This is a genomic window from Bradyrhizobium sp. AUGA SZCCT0177 (genome assembly GCF_018130125.1).
Taxonomy (GTDB): Bacteria; Pseudomonadota; Alphaproteobacteria; order Rhizobiales; family Xanthobacteraceae; genus Bradyrhizobium.
On sequence record NZ_JAFCMA010000029.1, the window covers coordinates 104,118 to 125,230 of the forward strand.

Consider the following 21,113-nt stretch of genomic DNA (forward strand, 5'->3'; position numbering starts at 1 on the left):
TGTCGTGGCCGTGGCAGGCGCCTGTTGCAAAACGAAGCCTGAGCGGGATGCAACAGATTTAGCCAATCTGGAACGGCGGCGGTTTAACCGTTTTGCTAGTCCCGGCCGCCCATAATGCGGCCAGACCAATCTCATGACATGCCAGGTTCAACATCGTGACATCCTTCGGACGTGTGATTTCGGTGCGCGGCTCCCTCGCCCGGGTCGGACTTCTCGCGGTAAGCCAGATGGCTACCTCGGAAGTACGCGCCACTGTCGGCCGCTTCATCAGCATCCGCTGCGCAACTTCCACCATCGTCGCCATGATCACCGACGTAACCTGCGAGGACCTGCCGAGCTCCGATAATTACATTGCCAGCGCGGGCGTCGACCTGCTCGGCGAAATCCTCGGCGGCGATCGCCCGAAATTCCAGCGCGGCGTCACCAACTATCCGACCATCGGCGATGCCGTCGAGCTGATCACCAATCAGGAATTGCGCACGGTCTATGCGCCGACCGGTTCGGACCAGATCAATGTCGGCACGCTGCAACAGGACCGCTCGGTCATCGCCTATGTCGACGTCGAGGAAATGCTCTCCAAGCATTTCGCGGTGCTCGGCTCCACCGGCGTCGGTAAGTCGACCGGCGTCTCGCTGCTGCTCAACGAAATCCTCAAATCGCGGCCGAACCTGCGGATCTTCCTGCTCGACGTCCACAACGAATACGGCCGCTGCTTCGGTGACCGGGCGCTGGTGCTCAACCCGCGGAACCTGAAACTGCCGTTCTGGCTGTTCAATTTCGAAGAGATCGTCGACGTCCTGTTCGCCGGCCGCCCCGGCGTGCCCGAAGAGCTCGATATTCTTGCCGAAGTCATTCCGATGGCGAAGGGCATCTACACCCAATACCAGAACGCCGACCGCGTCGGCTTGAAACGGATCGATCCCAAAGCGATCGGCTACACCGTCGATACGCCGGTGCCCTATCGCCTGGTCGACCTGATTTCGCTGATCGACGAGCGGATGGGCAAGCTGGAAAATCGCTCCTCGCGCATCATCTATCACAAGCTGATTTCGCGCGTCGAAACCGTGCGCAACGACCCGCGCTACGCGTTCATGTTCGACAACGCCAATGTCGGCGGCGACACCATGGCGGAAGTCATCAGCCATCTGTTCCGCCTGCCCGCCAATGGCCGGCCGATGACCATCATGCAGCTCGCCGGCTTCCCCGCCGAAGTCGTCGATTCCGTGGTGTCGGTGCTGTGCCGCATGGCGTTCGATTTCGGCCTCTGGAGCGACGGCGTCTCGCCGCTGCTGTTCGTCTGCGAAGAGGCGCACCGTTACGCCGCCGCCGACCGCAATATCGGCTTCGGCCCGACCCGCAAGGCGGTCTCGCGTATCGCCAAGGAGGGCCGCAAATACGGCGTCTATCTCGGCCTGGTCACGCAGCGTCCGGCCGAACTCGACGCCACCATCATCTCCCAGTGCAACACACTGTTTGCGATGCGCCTTGCCAACGACCGCGATCAGGCCTTGCTGCGCTCGGCCGTCTCGGACGCCGCCGCCAATTTGTTGTCGTTCGTGCCCTCGCTCGGCACCCGCGAAGTGCTGGCGTTCGGCGAAGGCGTGGCACTGCCGACGCGGCTGCGCTTCAAGGAAGTGCCTATCCATCAATTGCCGCGCAGCGAGGCCACCATCGCGACCGCGCCGTCGGTCGCCGCCGGTCACGACATGCATTTCGTCAGCGCCGTGCTGGACCGCTGGCGCGGCGCCACCTCGCATCGCGACGTTCCCAACGATCCCATGATCAACGAACGGCCCGCCGCACGAACGCTGGAACCGCGTCCGGTCGAAGCGCCGATGCTGCAGCCGTCGCTGGGCCTGGACCCCGATCGCTTCTCGCTGTTGAAGAAGCCACTGCGCTGACAGCTTCGGCGGGTCTCGCGTTCCCGCCCATTTTCCCGGCGCGAACCGGTATCCACATCATTCAAAAACGCGATATGGTTCCGGCACGAGCGCCGCATCGCGCGGCCAAAGCCGGAACCATTCCATGACGCAGCCTGTTGCAAAGCGATTTCCGACGCCCTCCCTCGACAAGCTGCCGGAGGATATCCGCACCCGTATCCTGGCGGTGCAGGAGAAATCGGGCTTCGTTCCCAACGTCTTTCTGACGTTGGCCTACCGTCCCGACGAATTCCGCGCGTTCTTTGCCTATCACGATGCGCTGATGGAAAAGGACAGCGGCCTGACCAAGGCCGAGCGCGAAATGATCGTGGTGGCGACGTCCAGCGCCAACCAGTGCCATTACTGCGTGATCGCTCACGGCGCGATCCTGCGCATCCGGGCAAAGAACCCGCAGATCGCCGACCAGATCGCCGTCAACTACCGCAAGGCCGACATCACGCCGCGCCAGCGCGCCATGCTCGACTTCGCCATGAAGGTGAGCCAGGAGGCGAACACGGTTTCCGAACAGGATTTTACCGAAGTCGCCGGCCACGGATTCTCCGACGACGACATCTGGGACATGACGGCGATTTCCGCGTTCTTTGCGCTGTCGAACCGGCTGGCCAACGTCACCGCGATGCGGCCGAACGACGAGTTCTACATGATGGGGCGGCTGCCGAAATAGGCCCCTGTCGTGAAACGCAGGTTCCATGAGACTCTGCGGGGATGGGCCTGCGTGGATGCGCACCAACATTTTATGTTGGAAGCACGGCCGGCATGCTAAACAGCACCACAACCTTTGCGGATCGACTGCAGTGAAGCCCCAGCTGCCCATACAAAGGGATGACGAGCACGTCGTGGTCAAATTCCGGCCGCGCACCTCGGCCCATCCCCCCAGCCGGCGGGAAGAGCCTGCCGCGGCCAATGCCCAGCCGCCCGCCCCGACCAATGGCCAACCGGCGGCAAACGATCTGTCCCGCTACGAACGGTCCCGTGACGAGCCGGACGACTTCCGTCATCGCATGCTGGCCAACATTGCGGCCCTGGCCTTCACGATGGCGCTGACGGTAATCGGGATATGGCTTGCGATCAGCATTGCCGATCTGCGCAAGACCCAGGATTGCGTGCTGATGGGACGCCGGGACTGCGCCCGGATTTCCGCGATGCCGCACACCTAGAATGCTGGCCTAAACGGCCATTTTCGCCGATAAATCGGTCCCCACAGGGGTTGCCAACCTCCATTGAACTCAGGGCTGCGCTCCGATATACGGGCTCTCGACTCCGGCCGGGGGAAAAACGCCGCGCCCGCCTCCTCCAAGCCGTCCCGGATTTATCTCCAATATATCAAAGGCTTAATGATGTCTTCTACATTCGATCAGATCGCCAACATTATCGCCGAGACTTGCGACATTCCGCGCGACACGATCAAGCCGGAGAGTCACGCCATCGACGATCTGGGCATCGACAGCCTGGACTTTCTCGACATCGCCTTTGCCATCGACAAGGCGTTCGGGATCAAGATGCCGCTCGAAAAATGGACCCAGGAGGTCAACGACGGCAAGGCCACGACCGAACAGTACTTCGTGCTGAAGAACCTCGCCGATCGTATCGACGAACTGGTCGCAGCCAAGAACGCGGGCACGGGCGCGTAATCGCCCACCATGGATCTTGATTATTTCCAGCTGATCGATCGGATCGTCGACCTCAATCTCGGCGAACGGACGATTGTGGTCGAAGCCCAGGTTCCGGAAAAGCACACCATTTTCGAGGGGCATTTCCCCGGCTTCCCAATCATGCCCGGTGTCCTGCTGACCGAAGCGATGGCGCAGAGTTCGGGCTGGCTTTTGCTCGGCGTGTTGAAGTTCGAGCGCATGCCGTTCCTGGCCATCGTCAAGGAAGCCAAGATGCGGGGGTTCGTCAGTCCCGGTCAGTTACTGACGATCGAAGCCAAGGTCGAGCACGAAGGTTCCGGCTTTGCGGTCACCAAGGCGAAGGGCCGCATCGGCAAGGAACTGAAGTGCAGCGCTGAAATAACCTTCGGCCTTACCCCATTCCCCGACCCTGCCTTTCGCGTCCACATGGACGCGATGGCCGAAAAGATCGGGTTCCCCATGCAGGTGCTGAAGCATGACTGAACCCACGGCACCGGGTGCCAAGGAAGTCTGGATCACCGGCATCGGCATCGTGTCCTCGCTCGGTGAGGGACTGGACGCGCATTGGGATGCGCTGAACCAGAAGCGCATCAATGTCGACGACAAGCGCTTCGCGCCTTACATCGTCCACCCCCTCGCCCCGGTCAGCTTCGACGCCCAGATCCCGAAAAAGGGCGACCAGCGCCAGATGGAAGCCTGGCAGCGCATCGGCACCTATGCCGCCGGGCTGGCGCTGGATTCCGCCGGCGTCAAAGGCAACCAGGAAATCCTGGGACGGATGGACATGATCGTGGCTGCCGGCGGCGGCGAGCGCGACATTGCCGTCGACCTCGCGATCATGAACGCCGACGCCAAGGGTAATTCGAGTCCGGCCTTCCTCAACGAACGGCTGATGAATGATTTGCGGCCGACGCTGTTTCTGGCCCAGCTCTCCAACCTGCTCGCCGGCAACATCGCCATCGTCCATGGCGTGTCGGGAACTTCGCGCACCTTCATGGGCGAGGAAGCAGCCTCCATCGATGCGGCGCGGATCGCGCTGGCGCGGATCGAATCCGGGCAGAGCGAGATCGCACTGGTCGGCGCCGCGCATAATGGCGAGCGCCCCGATCTGCTCATCCTCTATGAATTCGGCGATTTCAATCTGACCGAGAAATACGCCCCGGTGTGGCAGCGCGACGATAAAGGCGGTTTCGCGCTTGGTTCCGCCGGCTGCTTCCTGGTGATGGAATCCCGCGAGCACGCCGAAGCCCGCGGCGCCAAGCCCTACGCCCGGCTGACCAAGGTGGTCGCCGACCTCGCCCAGCGCAAGCAAGCCGGCGCGGTGACGAAATCGCTGGAAGCGTTGTGGCCGAAGCTCGGCGTCACCGGCGATACCGGCAACCTGATTACCGGCGCGACCGGCGTCGGACCGGTGACGTCGGAAGAAAAGGAATTCCTGCGCCAGCATCCCGGCTTTGCCGTCCGCGCGACCGGGACGATGTTCGGCCACACGCTGGAAACCCAGTTTCCGCTGGGACTGGCGCTGGCGGCACTGTCGCTGTCGCGCGGCGCGCTGTTTCCGCCCAACGATCCGACCGGGCTCGAGGTTGAAAAGCCTGGTGTGCCGGACCAGATTGTGGTGCTCGGGGCCGGTCACTGGCAGGGCGAAGGCATGGCGCTGGTCGAGGCCATCAAGTAGCGCGTGATCCGGAACCATATCGCTGTTCGGGCGGGATCACGCCGAGACCATGAAATGAGCGCGCGAGCGCTTGCAGTTGCGGCGCAGCATCGACGGGGGAAACATGTCAGCACCACGCGATAAATTCGGCAGGCCGATCGTCGTCGTCACCGGCATGGGCGTCGTGACGTCGCTTGGCGCCGGCAAGAAGGACAACTGGACCAGGCTGACCGCAGGCGAATCCGGCATTCGCACCGTGACGCGCTTTCCGATCGACGGCCTGAAGTCGACCATGGCGGGCACGGTCGACTTCGTCAGCGTCGATCCCGTCTCCTCGACGGGACTGACCGAGCAACTGGCTAAACTGGCGACCGAGGAAGCGCTTGAACAGGCTGCCATCGGCGGCAAGGCCGACTTCCCCGGGCCACTGTTCCTCGCGGTGGCGCCTGTCGAGGTCGAGTGGCCGCAGCGGCTGGAACTCGGGCGCGCGATCGGAAAGACCGATTTCGGCTATGAGGACATGCTGCGGGTCAGCGGCGGCGGCCGGTTCTCGGCGTTCCATCACCGTTTCATGTTCGGCTCGGTGGCAAGCCATCTGGCCGAGACCTACGGCACCAAGGGCTCGCCGATCTCGCTCTCCACCGCCTGCGCGTCCGGCGCGACCGCGATCCAGCTCGGCGTCGAAGCGATCCGCCGCGGCGACGCCGATGCCGCCCTGTGCGTGGCGACCGACGGCTCGGTCAATCCGGAAGCCCTGGTACGGTTCTCGCTGCTGTCGGCGCTCTCGACGCAGAACGATCCGCCGCAAGCAGCTTCAAAACCATTCTCGAAGAACCGCGACGGTTTCGTCATGGCGGAAGGCGCCGGCGCGATGGTGCTGGAAAGCTATGAGTCCGCAATGGCGCGGGGCGCAAGGATATTGGGCGTCGTCGCCGGCTGCGGCGAACTGACCGACTCCTTCCACCGCACCCGCTCCAGCCCGGATGGAAAGCCGATCATCGGCTGCATGCGCAAGACGCTGGCGGATGCCGGCCTCGAGCCGGAGCAGATCGACCATATCAACGCGCATGGCACCGCGACGCCGGAAAACGACAAGATGGAGTACAACACCACCGCCGTCGTGTTCGGCGATCATCTGCCGAAGATCCCGGTGTCGTCGAACAAGTCGATGGTCGGGCACACGATTTCAGCCGCCGGCGCGGTCGAGGCCGTGTTCTCGCTGCTGACGCTCGAGCATCAGCGGATTCCGCCGACCATCAACTACGAGGTTCCGGATCCGGCCATTTTGTTCGACGTGGTCGCCAACCAAGCGCGCGACGCCCGCGTCACCGCCGTGATGTCCAACTCGTTCGGATTCGGCGGGCAGAATGCCTCGCTGATCCTGACGCGTGAACCGGCCTAGCAGCCGCGTGGCCTCTTGTTTTGACGCGTTTTCTTGACGCGAACCGGGATCCACTTCGCTTGAAAACGCTATCGTAGTCCCCATGAACCGCCTGCTCCTTCGCACCAAGGCGCGCCTGCGCGACGCCGCCAAGCCGGCCACGGAAGCCGCCGTGGGTGCGCTGACGATCGCCCTGCTGCGCACCACGCGTTATTTCGATCCGGACAAGACCGCCAATTTCTTCGGCCGCGTCACGCGCTTCATCGGCCGCAGGCTGCGTGAGGACCGGATCGGCCGCGAGAACCTCACGGCCGCCTTCCCGGAAAAATCGCCGGAAGAGATCGAGAAGATCCTGGCCGGCGTCTGGGACAATCTTGGCCGCATCGGCGCCGAATTTGCCCATCTCGATCACATCTGGGATTACGACGTCGATCGTCCGGACAAGCCGAGCCGCGTCGAGTTCGGCGCGCGGACCAAGCAGATCTTCGATCAGCTCAGGGACGACGGCAAGCCGGCCATCATCTTCGCGAGCCATCTCGGCAATTGGGAGATACCGGCGCTCGGCGCCGTCGCGCACGGGCTCGATTGCGCGATCCTGTTCCGGCGGCCCAACAGCGAATCGGCCGATCGCGCGATCGAGCGGATCCGCGCCGTCAAAATGGGCACGTTGATTCCGGCCGGCCGTGAGGCGCCGCTCAAGCTCGCCGAAGCGCTGCAGAACAACCAGCACGTCGCGATGCTGGTCGATCAGTATTTGACCAACGGCGTCGACGTCACCTTCTTCGGCCGCAAGACCAAGGCCAATCCGACGCTGGCCCGCCTGGTGCGCCAGGTCGAATGCCCGATCCATGGGGTGCGGATCATCCGCCTGCCCAACCATCGCTTCCGCGCCGAACTCTCCGAAGAGGTCAAGCCGGTGCGCGATGCATCGGGGCAGATCGACATCGCCGGCACGATGCAGGCCGTGACCTCTGTCATCGAGGGCTGGGTGCGCGAATATCCGGACCAGTGGCTGTGGCTGCACCGAAGGTGGCGGTAGCGCATCTCTGGTAGCCCGGATGAGCCAACGGGTCGCGCGAATGCGCGCCCGATGACAGGCTCCGCGATATCCAGGACCGGTCTCAGTGGTGTCCCCGGATATCGCTTCACTCATCCGGGCTGCAGGCTGGCTTAGCCGCCGAACACCAAGCCGAGGTTCCACGCCTTCATCGCGACGGTCGCCCCCAGGACAAGGATGATCTGCAGCAGCGTGCGCGTTGAAAAGAACGTGAGTATGTTGGTCATGTGATGCTCCCGGCGGCAGCTATAGAATCTGCCTCGGGTTCCGGCAACAGTAGCGCACCAACATCCGGGATCTTACGGTGGTGCTTGCATCTGCCTGGGGAACGGGTAACGCGTCGGCCCGCGTCAACACCGTCGTCGATGAGGTTTGCGCGGGACGCAAATAACTCCCGGCACCAGCCATACTCGTAATCATGAATACACCCTTCCGCAGCAACTCAGGGTGAAAGCAATCACCGTGCCAAGCGGAAATGCCTGAAACGGCTGGTGTCCTGTCCGCGAAAGGAGTTTCACACCGCAAAATCTTGCCGACAACGGCATGTATTTCCACGCGCGTGTATCCCGTCCATTACCGACGGCACCTACACGTTTCCTCCGCAAGCAATGACCCACACGCGCGAATGCTCGCTGTCGACGGCGCCTGCGAGGACCGCTCCCATCGCCAACGCTCCGCTCGGCTCCGCCCGAATGCCGCATGTCTCGTGGAGCAGCGTCATTGCACCCTGCACAAGCTCGCCGTCGACCGCGCACACCCGGACGTTCGACCGTTCCAGGATTTCGAATGCGCGCGTCCCGATCTGACGCGAGCGTAGCGCATCGCATATCGTATCCCCTGAAGGTTCGATCCGGACCGGCATCCCCGCTTCGCGTGCCCGGGCATATCGCCGGTGGGTGGCCGGCTCGACAACATAGATCGCAGCGGAAATAGATCGCGACCGCAGGGCAAGCGCCACACCCGCAGCCAGTCCGCCACCACCGCAGGCCACGACCACCGCATCGGAAGCAGTACTCCTCGCCTCAATGGCAGCTGCCACCTCAGAACCAAGCGTATAGCTTCCCGCAATCATCTCGATGTCGTCGAAGGCATGCAGGTTACGCCAACCGCGTCCTCGCGCTTCCGCCTGCGCACGTGCAGTCAACTCCGACCGCTCGGCGATCTTTATCTCAGCTCCGGTTTTCCGCGCCTGTTCTCGTTTGAAATCCGGTGCGTCGCTGGGCATCATCAGACAGGCTGGTTTGTCGAGCACCTGAGCCGCCAAACCAACCGCGATCGGAAAATTTCCTGCTCCGGCAGCAACAACACCTCGCTCGGCGTTTCTTAACCCAAGTACGGCACCGCGAAACTTGAACGATCCGCTGCGTTGAACGGTCTCGTCCTTGACGTGGATCATCCGCCCGACCTGCGCGTCCAGCACGGGCGAGGATCGCACAGGAGTCTCTAAGACTTGGCGAGCAATGAATTGGAGATCGCCGGGGGAAGGAACGACCAACGGACCAGGCATTTTCGACTTAGCGGCAAATGCGAATGAACATCGCCGCTTATCAGGCAGATTCACATCTGTGTCTAATCAGCTGTTGTGACGGTCCGACTTTTCTCGTGAATGCTGACCTGGAATATTGCGCCGCGCGATCGTGCCGATAGATTCTACTTCCCGGTCTTCACCCGGGTCCAGAGCCGGTTGATGATGCGCTGGGTCGCGGGATCGCGGGCGTTGATCACGAACAGCTTTTTCTGGATCGCCTCATCCGGATAGATGTTCTTGTCGCCCAGGATTTTGGGATCGACCAGCTTCTGGCTCGCCAGATTGCCGTTGGCGTAGGACAGGAAATCCGAGTTCTTGGCGGCGATCTCCGGCCGGTAGAGATAGTCGATCAGCTGATAGGCTTCCGTCACGTTCCTGGCGTCGGCCGGGATCGCGAGATTGTCGAAGAACATCTGCGCGCCCTCCTTCGGGATGGTGTAGCCGATCTCGACATCGTTCCTGGCCTCCGCCGCCCGGCTGCGCGCCTGCATGATGTCGCCCGACCATCCGACCACGAAGCAGATTTCACCCGACGCCAGCGCGCCCAGATATTCCGACGAGTGAAACTTGCGGACATAGGGCCTGATCCTGGTAACGAGATCGGCGGCCTTTTCCAGATCGGCTTGCTTGGTCGAGTTCGGATCGATGCCGAGATAGCTCAGCGCCGCGGGCAGAATGTCGTCGGCGGAATCCAGCATGTGGATGCCGCAATCCTTGAATTTTGCGAGGTTCTCCGGCTTGAAGACGATATCCCAGCTGTCGATTTTGGCGTCAGCGCCCAAAATCTTCTGCGCCGTTTTGACGTTGTAGCCGATCCCGGTGGTGCCCCACATGAAATTGGCGCCGTAATTATTGCCGGGATCGTAGGTCGCGAGTTGCTTCGTCACCACCGGCCAGGCGTTGGCGAGGTTGGGCAGTTTCGACTTGTCGAGCTTGAGGAAAACCTTTGCCGTGATCTGGCGCTGCAGGAAATAGCCGGTGGGAACGACGACGTCGTAGCCGGATTTTCCAGCGAGCAGCCGCGTCTCCAGCGTCTCGTTGGCGTCGAAGGTGTCGTAAGTTACCTTGATGCCGGTTTCCTTGGTGAAATCCTCCAGCACGCCAGGCGCCATGTAGTTCGACCAATTGTAGAAATTGACCGTGCGCTCTTCGGCTCGCGCCGGCGACAACAACAGGATCGCGGCAACCGCGCCAATGAAACCAACAACATTGCGGGTCCCGTCGTGCATCTCGTCTACCTCTTCCGGCGATGCACCGCGTCCGACAAACGCTCCAGCGCCGTGTCCAGGGTGGCGTCCTTCTTGGAGAAACAGAAACGCACCACCGACGTCACGGCATCCTGTTCGTAGAAGGCCGACACCGGGATCGCGGCGACCTTGTAGTCGTTCACGATGCGGTGGCAAAATTGCACGTCGGTCTCGTTGAGTCCGAGCGGCGACAGGTCGACGGTCAGGAAATAAGTGCCTTGTGATTTAAGGACGGGAAAGCCGATGCTCTCGAGCCCCTTCGTCAAGCGATCCCTGCTCCGCGCCAGCTCCTTGCGCATGTCGTAAAAATACTCGGCCGGCTTGTCGAGACCGTAGGCGACGGCGGCCTGCAAATTGGGCGCGGTCGTGAAGGTGAGAAACTGGTGCACCTTCGCTGCCACGCGCAGCAGCGGTGGCGCGGCGCAGACGAAGCCGATCTTCCACCCCGTCAGCGAAAAGATCTTGCCCGCGCTGCCGACCTTGATGGTGCGGTCGCGCATGCCCGGGATCGTGATCAGCGGGATATGCTCGCGGCCGTCGAAGGTGACATGTTCCCAGACCTCGTCGCAGATCGCGATGGTGTCGAACTCCTGGCAGAACCGCGCCAGCAATTCGAGGTCCTCGCGCGGATAGACTACGGCGGCCGGATTGAGCGGGTTGTTGAACAGCACCGCCTTGGTCTTGTGATTGAAGACGCTGCGGAGCATCTCCTCGCTGAGCCGCCAGTCCGGCGGCTCGAGGCGCAACAGCCGCGGGATGCCACCGGCCTGCCGGATGATGGGCAGGTAGCTGTCATAGACCGGCTGGAAGCAGACAACTTCATCGCCGGGCTCGACCACAGCCAAAATGGAAGACGTCAACGCCTCGGTGCCGCCCGACGTCACCATCACTTCGCTCATCGGATCAAGCGAGAGGCCGTGCCAGCGTCCATAGTGAGACGCGATCGCCTGCCGCAGTTCCGGAATGCCCATCATCGACGGGTATTGGTTATAGCCGTTGATCGACGCGTCGGCGGCGGCGCGCCTGATATCCTCAGGCCCGGGATCATCAGGAAAACCCTGGCCGAGATTGATGGCGTTGTTGTCGCGCGCGGCTTGCGACATCGCCTCGAAGACGGTGACGGGAAGGTCGGCGAAGACCTTGTTCATGGAGGTCATTTTTTCAAAGCAGTCCCTGGAAAAATCAACCGCCGGCCTTGGTCTGCAATCCCGCAGCCTTCCAGCCAATGATGCCGCCCGCCAAATGCTTGTCATAGGGAAGCCCCGCGGCCTGCGCCGCCAGCGACGCCGTCACCGAGCGCTTGCCGGAGCGGCAGGCGAAGACCACCTGCTTGCCCTTGGGGTCCGGAATGGCCGCCGGATCGAACGACTGCAGCGGAACCACCACACCGCCAGGATAGGCTTCCACGGCGACCTCATTCGGCTCGCGCACGTCGACGAGCAGATAGCGTCCCTCCGCCATCCCCTTTGCGACTTCTTCCGGCGTCAAATCATGCACCTGATGGTCCGCCACGTAATATCCTCCCGACATCCTGCTTTGAGGGTCCCGCCCGCCAGCCGGGCGCCAAAGTCGCCTCTGGCGCGGCGAAAATCAAGCGCTGCGAACGGTTTAATGGGCCATCGAAACGCGGTCACGCGGCCCCCGCGCTTGGCGCCATTTATTCTCTCGCGGCGGTGTTTTCAGGTCGAAAGTTGCCTTGCTATGGGCCAGGCGCCGACCGGGGTCAGCGAACCGGTCACCCTGTAACCCCGCCGCAGATAGAACCCCATGGCATTTGGGCTCGCTTCCGCACGAACTGTCTCAAAGCCCCGTCCACGCATCAGTCCCTCGAGCCGGTCGAGTAACGCAGCACCGACGCCCTGCCCGGCATATTCGGGGGCCGTGTACAGCGATTCGAGAGTGTCGCCGCGGATGCCGCCCCACCCGGCCACAACACCTTCTGCCTCCGCAATCCATATTTCCTGTTCGCGAAGCTTCCGCTCCATGCCGGCGAGGTTGAGCTGGGCCGCCCACGCCTCGGCATTTGCGATCGACATTCCCCGCGGTGCCAGTTCAAGGATCGATCGGCGCCGTACCTCGAACAAACGGGGCGCGTCGTCGTGGGTTGCCAAGCGGTGAACGACTGCACCCATGTCGACTAGTGATCCTACAATGAGACGTGAATACACCTATGTTCTTCCAGCACGCGGGCTCATGCAACCAAATGCAGCCTAATGCGAGCCGGCGAAACCGACGGCATTTCCGGGATTGGACCCGTGCCCAGACATACGGTGGAAATGCCAAAATCGACGCGATTGACCCAACTCGGACGTTACCCTGCCGGAACTATCGGCAAAAAACTGTTAGGAATTGCCAAATAGCCTTCTCGCGGTCTGTCGCAAAATGGGTAGCTCTGTGCGGAAAGTCGTTAGAGGCGCGCTGCTGGTCTGCCTTGTAGTAACGGCTGTCATAGCCGTACTGGTGGCATCACTGTCGCTCTGGACTTGGTTCAAGAGTGCTCAAGTTGAGAGCTTTTATCAAGAAAAGCGCCTACTTGGCGAAATGCGCGCCCGGCAAAAGAGCAGCACAAATGACTCCGCAGCAGCACGTGAGGCGCTATTGGAAGTATTGCCATTAAGAACAGAAAGAGAAGCTGCCATCGCAGTGCTCCGCAGGGAGGGACTCGGCTGCCAGACTATCGCTGAGCCGATCACAGACACCCGGCTGCGGCAACGCTTTCCGGAGGCTCGTGGATCGACGAATATGCCGAACAGCGGTCGGACCAGAAAAGACTTTGTCGATTGTCAAACGACGACGCCCAACGTCCTTGGACACAAACAGTGGATCGTAGACTTGGAATTCGATGCCGATGGGCGGTTGAGCGAAGTAGGCGTCGCGATGTGGAACATTTCTTTCTAGCCGCCCGACACGAGTGCAAACACTTTTCTGCGTTGATGCCCCAATAGAATCTCTCTGCAATAGCGATGCGACGTCCGAGTTTGGCACTTTTCGGGCCTGGTGCGATGTCCAAGTTAAGTCCGTAGCGCGCACAAAGCGGACGTCCGCCAATCTCGATATATGAGTTCACGTCCTAGATCGTCACCTGCGTTCCCACCTCGACCACGCGCCCGGTCGGGATCTGGAAATAATCGGTGGCGTCGTTGGAGCTGCGGCTCAGCGCGATGAACAAATGATCCTGCCAGCGCGGCATGCCCGAATGCGCAGCCGGCTTGAGCGCGCGGCGGGACAGGAAGAACGACGTCGCCATGATGTCGAACTGCCAGCCGAGCTTGCGGGCGAGCGCCAGCGTTCTCGGCACATTGGGCGATTCCATGAAGCCGAACCGCAGCGTCATCTTGGAGAAGGTCTCGCTCAGTTGCTCCATCCGGATCCGTTCGGAATCATCGATCCGCGGCGTCGGCGCGGTTTCGATGGTGAGAATGACGTTCTTTTCGTGCAGCACCTTGTAATGCTTCAGGCTGTGCATCAGCGCCGTCGGTGCGCTTTCGGGGTCGCTGGTCAGGAACACCGCCGTACCGGGGACCCGCTGCGGCGGCCGTTTTTCCAGCATCGCCGCCAGTTCAACCAGCGGGAATTCCAGCTTGCGCGATTTCTCGAACAACAGCCGGCTGCCGCGCCGCCACGTATACATCAGCAGCATCACGATGCCGCCCAGCGCCAGCGGCACCCAACCGCCCTCGAACACCTTCAGCAGATTGGCCGCAAGGAAGGTGAGATCGAGGAACAGGAACGGCGCGATCAGCGCGGCGGCCGCCACCGCCGACCATTTCCAGACCCGCCAGACCACGACAAAGCCCATCATCGCCGTGACCACCATGGTCCCGGTCACGGAAATCCCGTAGGCCGAGGCCAGCGCACTGGAGGAGCGGAACAGCAGCACCAGCAGAATCACCGAAATGAACAGCAGCAGATTGATGCGCGGAATGTAGATCTGGCCGGAATGCGACTCCGAGGTATGGCGGGTCTCAAACCGCGGCATCAGGCCGAGCTGGATCGCGGTGCGCGTCAGCGAATAGGCGCCGGTGATGACGGCCTGGCTCGCAATCACGGTCGCGAGCGTAGCAAGCGCCACCATCGGGATCAGCGCCCAATCCGGGAACATCAGGAAGAACGGGTTTTCGATGGTCTTGGGATCGCCGATCAGGAGCGCGCCCTGCCCCAGATAATTCAGCGCCAGCGACGGCAGCACGATGGAGAGCCACGCGGTCTGGATCGGCCGTTTGCCGAAATGGCCGAGATCTGCGTAGAGCGCTTCCGCGCCGGTGACGGCGAGAAACACCGCACCGAGCGTCACGAAGCCGATCACGCCATGATGGGTCATGAAGGAAACCGCATGGAGCGGGTTGAGCGCCAGCAGCACTTCGGGATGGCGCATGATCTGCGGCAGAGCGGCAACGGCAATGACCGCGAACCAGACGCACATCACCGGCCCGAAGAACGTGGCGACCCGCGCGGTGCCGCGCGACTGAACCGCGAACAGCACGATCAGAATGATCACCGTGAGCGGCACGACATAGTGGTCGAATGTCGAAGTGACGAGCTTGATGCCTTCGATCGCCGACAGCACCGACAGCGCCGGCGTGATGACGGCATCGCCGTAAAACAACGCGCCGCTGATGATCCCGAGCAGCACGATCGCGGCGGCGCCCTTGCTGTTGCTGACGCCGCGCTGCGCCAGCGCCATCAGCGCCAGCGTTCCGCCTTCGCCGTTGTTGTCCGCACGCAGCAGGATGACGACGTATTTCAGCGTCACCACGACGACCAGCGCCCACAGGATCAGCGAGAGAACGCCGAGGACCGCCTGAGGATCAGCGCTGCTTGTGCTGCCGCTCGCCGCCACAATGGCCTCGCGCAGCGCGTAGAGCGGGCTGGTGCCGATGTCGCCATAGACCACGCCGATGCAACCCAGCATCAAGGCCTTGAAGCCGGCGGTGCAGTGCGCTTCCCCATGCCCGTTGGCCGCGGGCGTTTCCGCCGCGGTAATCGCAATCTGGGATGACATCAGACAGGCCTCGGTTTTTGCCGCACTGCACAATCAGGAAGTGCAGGCCTATACTCCTGTCGTGAATGCATAGGTTAGCCTGAATTCAGGCCTCCGATATGCATTCAGCGCATGGGTTCCAGGGGGCTGACGGACCGAAATTTCGTCAGGTAATCAGATAGTTACCTGAGTGCCGACCTCGACGACGCGTCCGGTCGGGATCTGGAAGTAGTCGGTGGCATCGTTGGCCGACCGGCTCATCGCGATGAACAGGTGGTCCTGCCATTGCGGCATTCCCGACTGCGCCGACGGCTTCAGCGAGCGCCGCGAGACGAAGAACGAGGTCGCCATGATGTCGAACTGCCAGCCGAGCTTGCGGGCGATCACCAGCGCCTTGGGCACGTTCGGCGATTCCATGAAGCCGAACCGCAGCCGCACGGTGGCGAATTTTTCGCTGATGGTCTCCATCTTGACGCGTTCGGCCGGATCGACGCGCGGCGTCTGTGCGGTCTCGATCGTCACGATCACATTGTGCTCGTGAAGCACCTTGTTGTGCTTGAGATTATGCAGCAGCGCCGTGGGCACGAAATTCGGATCGCTGGTCAAAAACACCGCAGTGCCCTTGACGATGTGCGGTGGACGCTTTTCGAGACTCTTGATCAGGTCGATCAGCGGCACCTCGATGCGCCTCGTCTTGGCGATCAGGATCGCTGCGCCGCGGCGCCAGGTCCAGATCATCACCGCCATCGCGACCCCGAACAGCAGCGGCACCCAGGCGCCTTCAAGCAGCTTCAACAGGTTGGCGGTGAAGAACGCCATATCAACAACTACGAGCGGCAGGATCAACGCGGCCGCTGTCGCCGCGCGCCAGTTCCACAATTTCCAGATCACGACAAAGCCCATGATGCCGTCGACGACCATGGTGGTGGAGACGGCGATGCCGTAGGCCGACGCCAATCCGCTCGAGGTGCGGAACAGCAGCACCAGCAGGATCACTCCCAGCAGCAGCATCCGGTTGACCCGCGGCAGGTAGATTTGCCCGGCATGGGTCTCGGAGGTGTAACGAACCTCGAACCGCGGCAACAGGCCGAGTTGCACCGCCTGCCGCACCAGCGAATAGGCGCCCGTGATCACCGCCTGGCTCGCGATCACCGTGGCCGCCGTCGCAAGCACCACCAGCGGCAGCAGCAGGATTTCGGGCGCCAGCCGGTAGAACGGGCTTACGATTGCCGCCGGATTGGACAGCACCAAGGCGCCCTGCCCGAAGTAATTGATCAGAAGCGCCGGCATCACCAGATAGAACCATCCGGCCTGAATCGGCTTGCGTCCAAAATGCCCGAGGTCCGCATAAAGCGCCTCGCCGCCGGTCACCGCCAGAAACACCAGGCCCAGCGTCACCAGTCCGATCATGCCGTGCGAAAGCACGAACTGGATCGCGTAATAGGGATTGATCGCCTGCAAAACGGTGGGATCGTCGCTGATGTGGATGAGGCCCAAAATCGTCAGCGTGGCGAACCAGACCACCATGACCGGTCCGAACGCCGACGCGACGCGCGCGGTGCCGCTGCTCTGCACCGAGAACAGCAGCACCAGAATGAAGATCGTCAGCGGCACCACATAATGGTCGAGCGCCGGCGCGACGAGCTTGAGACCTTCGACAGCCGACAAAACCGAAATCGCCGGCGTGATCATGGAATCGCCGATGAACATCGAGGCGCCGACGACGCCCAGCGCCATCAACACCCAGCTGCGCCGGCCCAGCGCCCGTTGACCGAGCGCCATCAGGGAGAGCGTGCCGCCCTCGCCATGATTGTCGGCGCGCAGCAGCAGCAGCACATATTTGGCGGTCACGACGATGAACAGCGACCACAGGATCAGGGAGAGTACGCCGAGCACGATCTCGCGCGACACCGGCCCGCCCGCTGCCGCATGGGTTACGGCTTCGCGGAATGCATACAGCGGCGACGTGCCGATGTCGCCGAACACCACGCCGATGCTGCCCAGTGTCAGGGCCCAAAAGCCTGAGGTGACCTGCCCCTCATGGGCCTCGGTGGATGTGGCGCTGACAGTCATGACGCGGGAAACACGCTCTCAATTATTTGATCCGGGCGGCTATCGACGCTTCTGCGTCGCCTGTCAATCATCGCCGAGCATAGCACCGCTGGGGATGCGGCACCCAAGCAAAGCAAATTTCATCACACTATTGGAGAGGTAAGATGGTAGTTGCGGCGAATTACGGCTTCAAACCGGGTGGAAGCGGTGGATTTTCGCGCATTAATGTGATGGTCACGCGACGGTTTGCCGGCAACGTCGGATCATCGGGAAACAGCGGTTGACTGTCGGCCTTGCCGGATACGGCAAAGACGTGCGATGGCGGCAGGCCTTCGCGCTCCAGAATCTGACGCACCGTGTTGGCGCGGTCGGCCGAAAGATCGAACGCGCCATAATCGCTTCGCGCCGGCAGGAAGCCTGCCGCCGTGTGGCCGACGATCGACAATCGCAGTGGCGTCGCCTTCAGCGGAACCGCGAGCTTCTGGATCAGCCGGCGGGTGCGGTCATGGGGCACCTTGGAGCCATCGGCAAACATCGACCGCCCTTCCTGATCGACGATCTCGAGATTGAGGCCTTGGCTGGTCTCCTCGAACATGATGTGCTTGGACATCTCGGTCAGTTCCGGCAGGTCCTGCAACGCCTGCCGCAACGACGCCGAAGCCAGCGCGAACTCACGATCGACCGTGATACGGGCGCCGCTTTCGCGGGAACGCTCCTTGTCGTCCGGGGTCGGCGTGGCGGAGGAGTCTTCCGGCGAAATGTGGGCGGTGTTCTTCATCTTCGGCCGCGTCGGCAGACCATCGGATTCGACGATGCCGGAATAGCGTACTTCGGTCTGCACGCCGAACGCTTCCCGCATCGAGCCGGCAACGATCTTCAGCTTGTCCTTGTCCTGGCTGGAGAACGCGACCAGCATCACGAAGAAGGCCAGCAGCAACGCCATCAGATCGGCAAACGTCACGAACCAGCCGTGACCGCCGTGTGCCTCTTCGCGTTTTTTCTTGGCCATGCTCTATATCCGCGCCTGGATGCTGCCGAAGGGTCAGGCCGGCGCCAGTTCGCCTTCCTCGTGGCGATGCTTTTCGGGCAGATAGGCCAGCAGCATCTCGCGCACCAGCGCCGGGCTCTTGGAATCCCGGATCATCAGGATGCCGTCGATGATCAGCGTGCGATTGGTCTCCTCGTCGAGCAGCTTGCCATGCAGCTTGTCGGCGATCGGCAGACAGATCAGGTTTGCGACCAGCGCGCCGTAGAGCGTTGCCAGCAAGGCGACCGCCATGAAGGGACCGAGTTTCGAAGGATCCTGCATGTTCGAGAACATCTGCACCATGCCGAGCAGCGTGCCGATCATGCCGAACGCCGGCGCGCAGTCGCCGATGGCGCGATATATCTTCGAACCTTCGTTCAGGTGCATCAAAAAATTGTCGCGATCGCGCTCGAGGTTGTCGCGGATGAATTCGAGATCGTAACCGTCGGCGACGTAGCGGATTCCCTTGGCGAGGAACGGCTCGTTGGTATCGACCTTTTCTAACCCGACCGGACCCTGCTTGCGGGCGATTTCGGCGATACGCGCGAGTTCATCGACCAGGTCGCGCGCCGACAGACGGCTCATCGTGAAAGCGAATTTGGCGCCGAGCGGCATGCCATGCAGGATCGCGCTGAGCGGAAACCGGATCAGCGTCGCCGCGAACGAGCCGCCGAAAATGATGATGACGGCGTGGATGTCGTAGAACATCCGGAAATCGCCACCCATCAAAATCAGCGTGCACAGCACGATGGCGCCGGCGACCAGGCCAATTAGCGTGGTGATATCCATTCTGAACTCCGACGCGTACGCGAACGACCTGCCCGTCCTGGACGGTGGCGCGCCCCATAGGGGGCCGCGCCAATTGAACCCTACGTCGGCGCTGTTAAAGACGCGTTACCGTAAAAATAAGCATTAACAAATCCTTACGCTGCCTAACTGTCACAGAAGGCCCAATTGAAATGATTGAGCAAAAAGCCGAAGTGCCTAACGCGCCGCGCAAGTGCTCGGCTCGCTTTCGCACGGGGTGGAGATGATGCGGCACATGCGGCCCTGCACAAGCAAACGGGTGGCTTAGGTGGCGCGCTCGGAGGATGTGGAAGAATCTTGATAAATCGTCGACTTACTGAAAGGTGCGGAAATTTTTGTCCCTTTGAAGTGGAAAGGGTATTTTGAACGTCCCCCGCCGCGCGGCTCTGCCTAAAACAGGCGAGTTCCTGAGTCGTAAACGAGTTCTGAATCCCCCCAAAAATAATCTCCAAGACTCCCCCGGTAGAATCGCCGGATGTTTTCACCGCCATGGGAACGACACTCAAGACCTCCGCCGAGCAATTACACGTCGCGCTCCTGATCGCGCTGCTGGCAGCGTCCGCGACGAATTTGATGCTGGTTTGCTCTTGGCTTTAGGCCGAATTGGACTCAGACTGCTACTCTGCGCTGCTGGCCCAAGTCCGCTTTGCCCCCGATAACGGACTCAACACGGACATGTCGGCATGTCCGAGTTGTGCCAGAAGCCGACATCCTTGATTTCGCATGATATAAACGTGTTCCCGACGGCGTGCTGTACGCGGAACCGGTCGTCAAGCACTTTGGCAGAAAGACAACTTGACCATGACTGATCGATACGCCGTCATCGGCAATCCCATCGGCCACTCCAAGTCGCCTCTGATCCATCGTGCATTCGCACAGCAAACCGGCCAAGAGCTCGAGTATACGGCGATCGAAGCCCCCGAAGGGGGCTTCGCGGCAGCTGTAGACGCCTTCCGCCACAAGGGCGCACGCGGGTTGAACATCACCGCACCGTTCAAGCTCGATGCCTTTTCCTATGCGACCAAGTTGCTCGACCGCGCGCGTCTTGCGGGTGCCACCAATGCGATGTCCTTCGTTGGCGATGTGGTCGAGGCTGACAACTTTGACGGCGTCGGCCTGTTGCGTGATATCGAATACAACCAAGGCATTCCCCTGCCAGGCAAGCGCGTCTTACTGTTGGGGTCAGGTGGTGCAGCGCGCGGCGCCTTGCTGCCCTTACTTGAAGCCAGACCGGCAGAGCTTGTGATCATAAATCGGACGTTTGAGAAAGCGCGGTCGCTCGCTGAAGCCTTTGGCTCGTATGGCTCGGTCATCGCGAGCGGTTATGACAGACTAAAGGATGCGGAACGCTATGATGTCGTGATCAACGCCACGTCGGCAAGCTTGCGGGGCGAAGCTCTCCCGGTCTCAGCAAACTTCTTCAGTAATGCCTCGCTCGCCTACGAACTCGCCTATGGCAAGGGGTTGACCCCATTCTTGCGCCTTGCCCGCGAATCGGGCGTCGCCCGAGTTTGCGACGGCGTCGGCATGCTCGTCGAGCAAGCCGCCGAGGCTTTCGCTTGGTGGCGCGGGGTAAGGCCGGCAACAGCCGCGGTAATTGCTAAACTGACTGTCCCGTTGACGTGAATGTCCGCTTCGGGTCAAACTCGGACCTCGACGCACTAAAGCGCGAGGTCCGCTTTGCCCCTATCAACGGACATCGTCAGCGTGGCGCGGCATGTCCGAAAAGTGCCAATAGGCGACATGCTTGCAAAGGCACGGATCCGGGCTAATGCGCAATGGTCGTTCGTTTGTGTCCGCAAGAG

19 protein-coding genes are annotated in these 21,113 nt (G+C 61.7%); 10 read left to right on the forward strand and 9 right to left on the reverse strand.

Features of this window, described 5'->3' with window-relative positions; all coding sequences use genetic code 11:
- Positions 1–155: 155 nt before the first annotated feature.
- The 8 genes from JQ597_RS28995 (at position 156) to JQ597_RS29030 (ending at position 7,648) form a co-directional block, all read left to right on the forward strand.
- Positions 156–1,901: an ATP-binding protein gene (locus JQ597_RS28995; RefSeq protein WP_212268894.1), complete on the forward strand. Its 1,746-nt coding sequence runs from the start codon at positions 156–158 to the stop codon at positions 1,899–1,901.
- Between the two features lie 124 nt (positions 1,902–2,025).
- The gene (locus JQ597_RS29000) at positions 2,026–2,604 is read left to right on the forward strand and encodes a peroxidase-related enzyme (protein WP_212268895.1); all 579 of its coding nucleotides are present in this window, start codon (positions 2,026–2,028) and stop codon (positions 2,602–2,604) included.
- 130 nt (positions 2,605–2,734) lie between these two features.
- Complete coding sequence (locus JQ597_RS29005; RefSeq protein ID WP_212268917.1) at positions 2,735–3,097, forward strand: hypothetical protein; 363 nt, start codon at positions 2,735–2,737, stop codon at positions 3,095–3,097.
- A gap of 180 nt (positions 3,098–3,277) precedes the next feature.
- Positions 3,278–3,571, forward strand: coding sequence for an acyl carrier protein (locus JQ597_RS29010; RefSeq protein WP_192740419.1), 294 nt, complete (start codon positions 3,278–3,280; stop codon positions 3,569–3,571).
- Positions 3,572–3,580: 9 nt separating this feature from the next.
- Entirely contained in the window at positions 3,581–4,054 is a 474-nt protein-coding gene (locus JQ597_RS29015) for a 3-hydroxyacyl-ACP dehydratase FabZ family protein (RefSeq protein WP_212268896.1), read from the forward strand.
- Entirely contained in the window at positions 4,047–5,249 is a 1,203-nt protein-coding gene (locus tag JQ597_RS29020; protein WP_212268897.1) for a beta-ketoacyl-ACP synthase, read from the forward strand. The genes JQ597_RS29015 and JQ597_RS29020 overlap by 8 nt, the downstream gene beginning before the upstream one ends.
- Before the next feature lie 103 nt (positions 5,250–5,352).
- Positions 5,353–6,630 carry a beta-ketoacyl-ACP synthase gene (locus tag JQ597_RS29025; protein WP_212268898.1) on the forward strand — a complete coding sequence of 426 codons (1,278 nt, stop codon included), beginning with the start codon at positions 5,353–5,355 and terminating at the stop codon, positions 6,628–6,630.
- 82 nt (positions 6,631–6,712) lie between these two features.
- Positions 6,713–7,648: a lipid A biosynthesis lauroyl acyltransferase gene (locus JQ597_RS29030; RefSeq protein WP_212268899.1), complete on the forward strand. Its 936-nt coding sequence runs from the start codon at positions 6,713–6,715 to the stop codon at positions 7,646–7,648.
- Between the two features lie 604 nt (positions 7,649–8,252).
- Here JQ597_RS29030 and JQ597_RS29035 read toward each other — a convergent pair.
- The 5 genes from JQ597_RS29035 to JQ597_RS29055 all read right to left on the reverse strand — a co-directional run bounded on the left by JQ597_RS29035 (position 8,253) and on the right by JQ597_RS29055 (position 12,573).
- Positions 8,253–9,173 (reverse strand): threonine ammonia-lyase, encoded by a 921-nt coding sequence (locus JQ597_RS29035; protein ID WP_283813460.1) that lies wholly within the window; start codon positions 9,171–9,173, stop codon positions 8,253–8,255.
- Positions 9,174–9,316: 143 nt separating this feature from the next.
- Positions 9,317–10,423, reverse strand: a complete 1,107-nt coding sequence (locus JQ597_RS29040; protein WP_212268901.1) for a polyamine ABC transporter substrate-binding protein — start codon at positions 10,421–10,423, stop codon at positions 9,317–9,319.
- A gap of 5 nt (positions 10,424–10,428) precedes the next feature.
- A complete protein-coding gene (locus tag JQ597_RS29045) occupies positions 10,429–11,598 on the reverse strand; it encodes an aminotransferase (RefSeq protein ID WP_192740427.1) in 1,170 nt (389 codons plus the stop codon).
- A gap of 25 nt (positions 11,599–11,623) precedes the next feature.
- Complete coding sequence (locus tag JQ597_RS29050; protein ID WP_249132915.1) at positions 11,624–11,902, reverse strand: rhodanese-like domain-containing protein; 279 nt, start codon at positions 11,900–11,902, stop codon at positions 11,624–11,626.
- Positions 11,903–12,120: 218 nt separating this feature from the next.
- On the reverse strand, positions 12,121–12,573 hold the full coding sequence (locus tag JQ597_RS29055; RefSeq protein WP_212268903.1) for a GNAT family N-acetyltransferase: 453 nt from the start codon (positions 12,571–12,573) through the stop codon (positions 12,121–12,123).
- A gap of 328 nt (positions 12,574–12,901) precedes the next feature.
- Here JQ597_RS29055 and JQ597_RS29060 point away from each other — a divergent pair, with 328 nt between their 5' ends.
- Positions 12,902–13,339: a hypothetical protein gene (locus JQ597_RS29060; RefSeq protein WP_212268904.1), complete on the forward strand. Its 438-nt coding sequence runs from the start codon at positions 12,902–12,904 to the stop codon at positions 13,337–13,339.
- Between the two features lie 172 nt (positions 13,340–13,511).
- On the opposite strand, the gene JQ597_RS29065 is transcribed toward JQ597_RS29060, so the two are convergent.
- The 4 genes from JQ597_RS29065 to JQ597_RS29080 all read right to left on the reverse strand — a co-directional run bounded on the left by JQ597_RS29065 (position 13,512) and on the right by JQ597_RS29080 (position 19,290).
- Positions 13,512–15,443 carry a potassium transporter Kup gene (locus JQ597_RS29065; protein ID WP_212268905.1) on the reverse strand — a complete coding sequence of 644 codons (1,932 nt, stop codon included), beginning with the start codon at positions 15,441–15,443 and terminating at the stop codon, positions 13,512–13,514.
- A gap of 153 nt (positions 15,444–15,596) precedes the next feature.
- Positions 15,597–17,495 (reverse strand): potassium transporter Kup, encoded by a 1,899-nt coding sequence (locus tag JQ597_RS29070; RefSeq protein ID WP_212268906.1) that lies wholly within the window; start codon positions 17,493–17,495, stop codon positions 15,597–15,599.
- 160 nt (positions 17,496–17,655) lie between these two features.
- A complete protein-coding gene (locus JQ597_RS29075) occupies positions 17,656–18,483 on the reverse strand; it encodes an OmpA/MotB family protein (RefSeq protein WP_212268907.1) in 828 nt (275 codons plus the stop codon).
- Between the two features lie 33 nt (positions 18,484–18,516).
- Positions 18,517–19,290 (reverse strand): motility protein A, encoded by a 774-nt coding sequence (locus tag JQ597_RS29080; RefSeq protein WP_212031723.1) that lies wholly within the window; start codon positions 19,288–19,290, stop codon positions 18,517–18,519.
- 819 nt (positions 19,291–20,109) lie between these two features.
- Here JQ597_RS29080 and aroE point away from each other — a divergent pair.
- Positions 20,110–20,934 carry a shikimate dehydrogenase gene (gene aroE / locus JQ597_RS29085; protein ID WP_212268918.1) on the forward strand — a complete coding sequence of 275 codons (825 nt, stop codon included), beginning with the start codon at positions 20,110–20,112 and terminating at the stop codon, positions 20,932–20,934.
- Positions 20,935–21,113 lie beyond the last annotated feature (179 nt).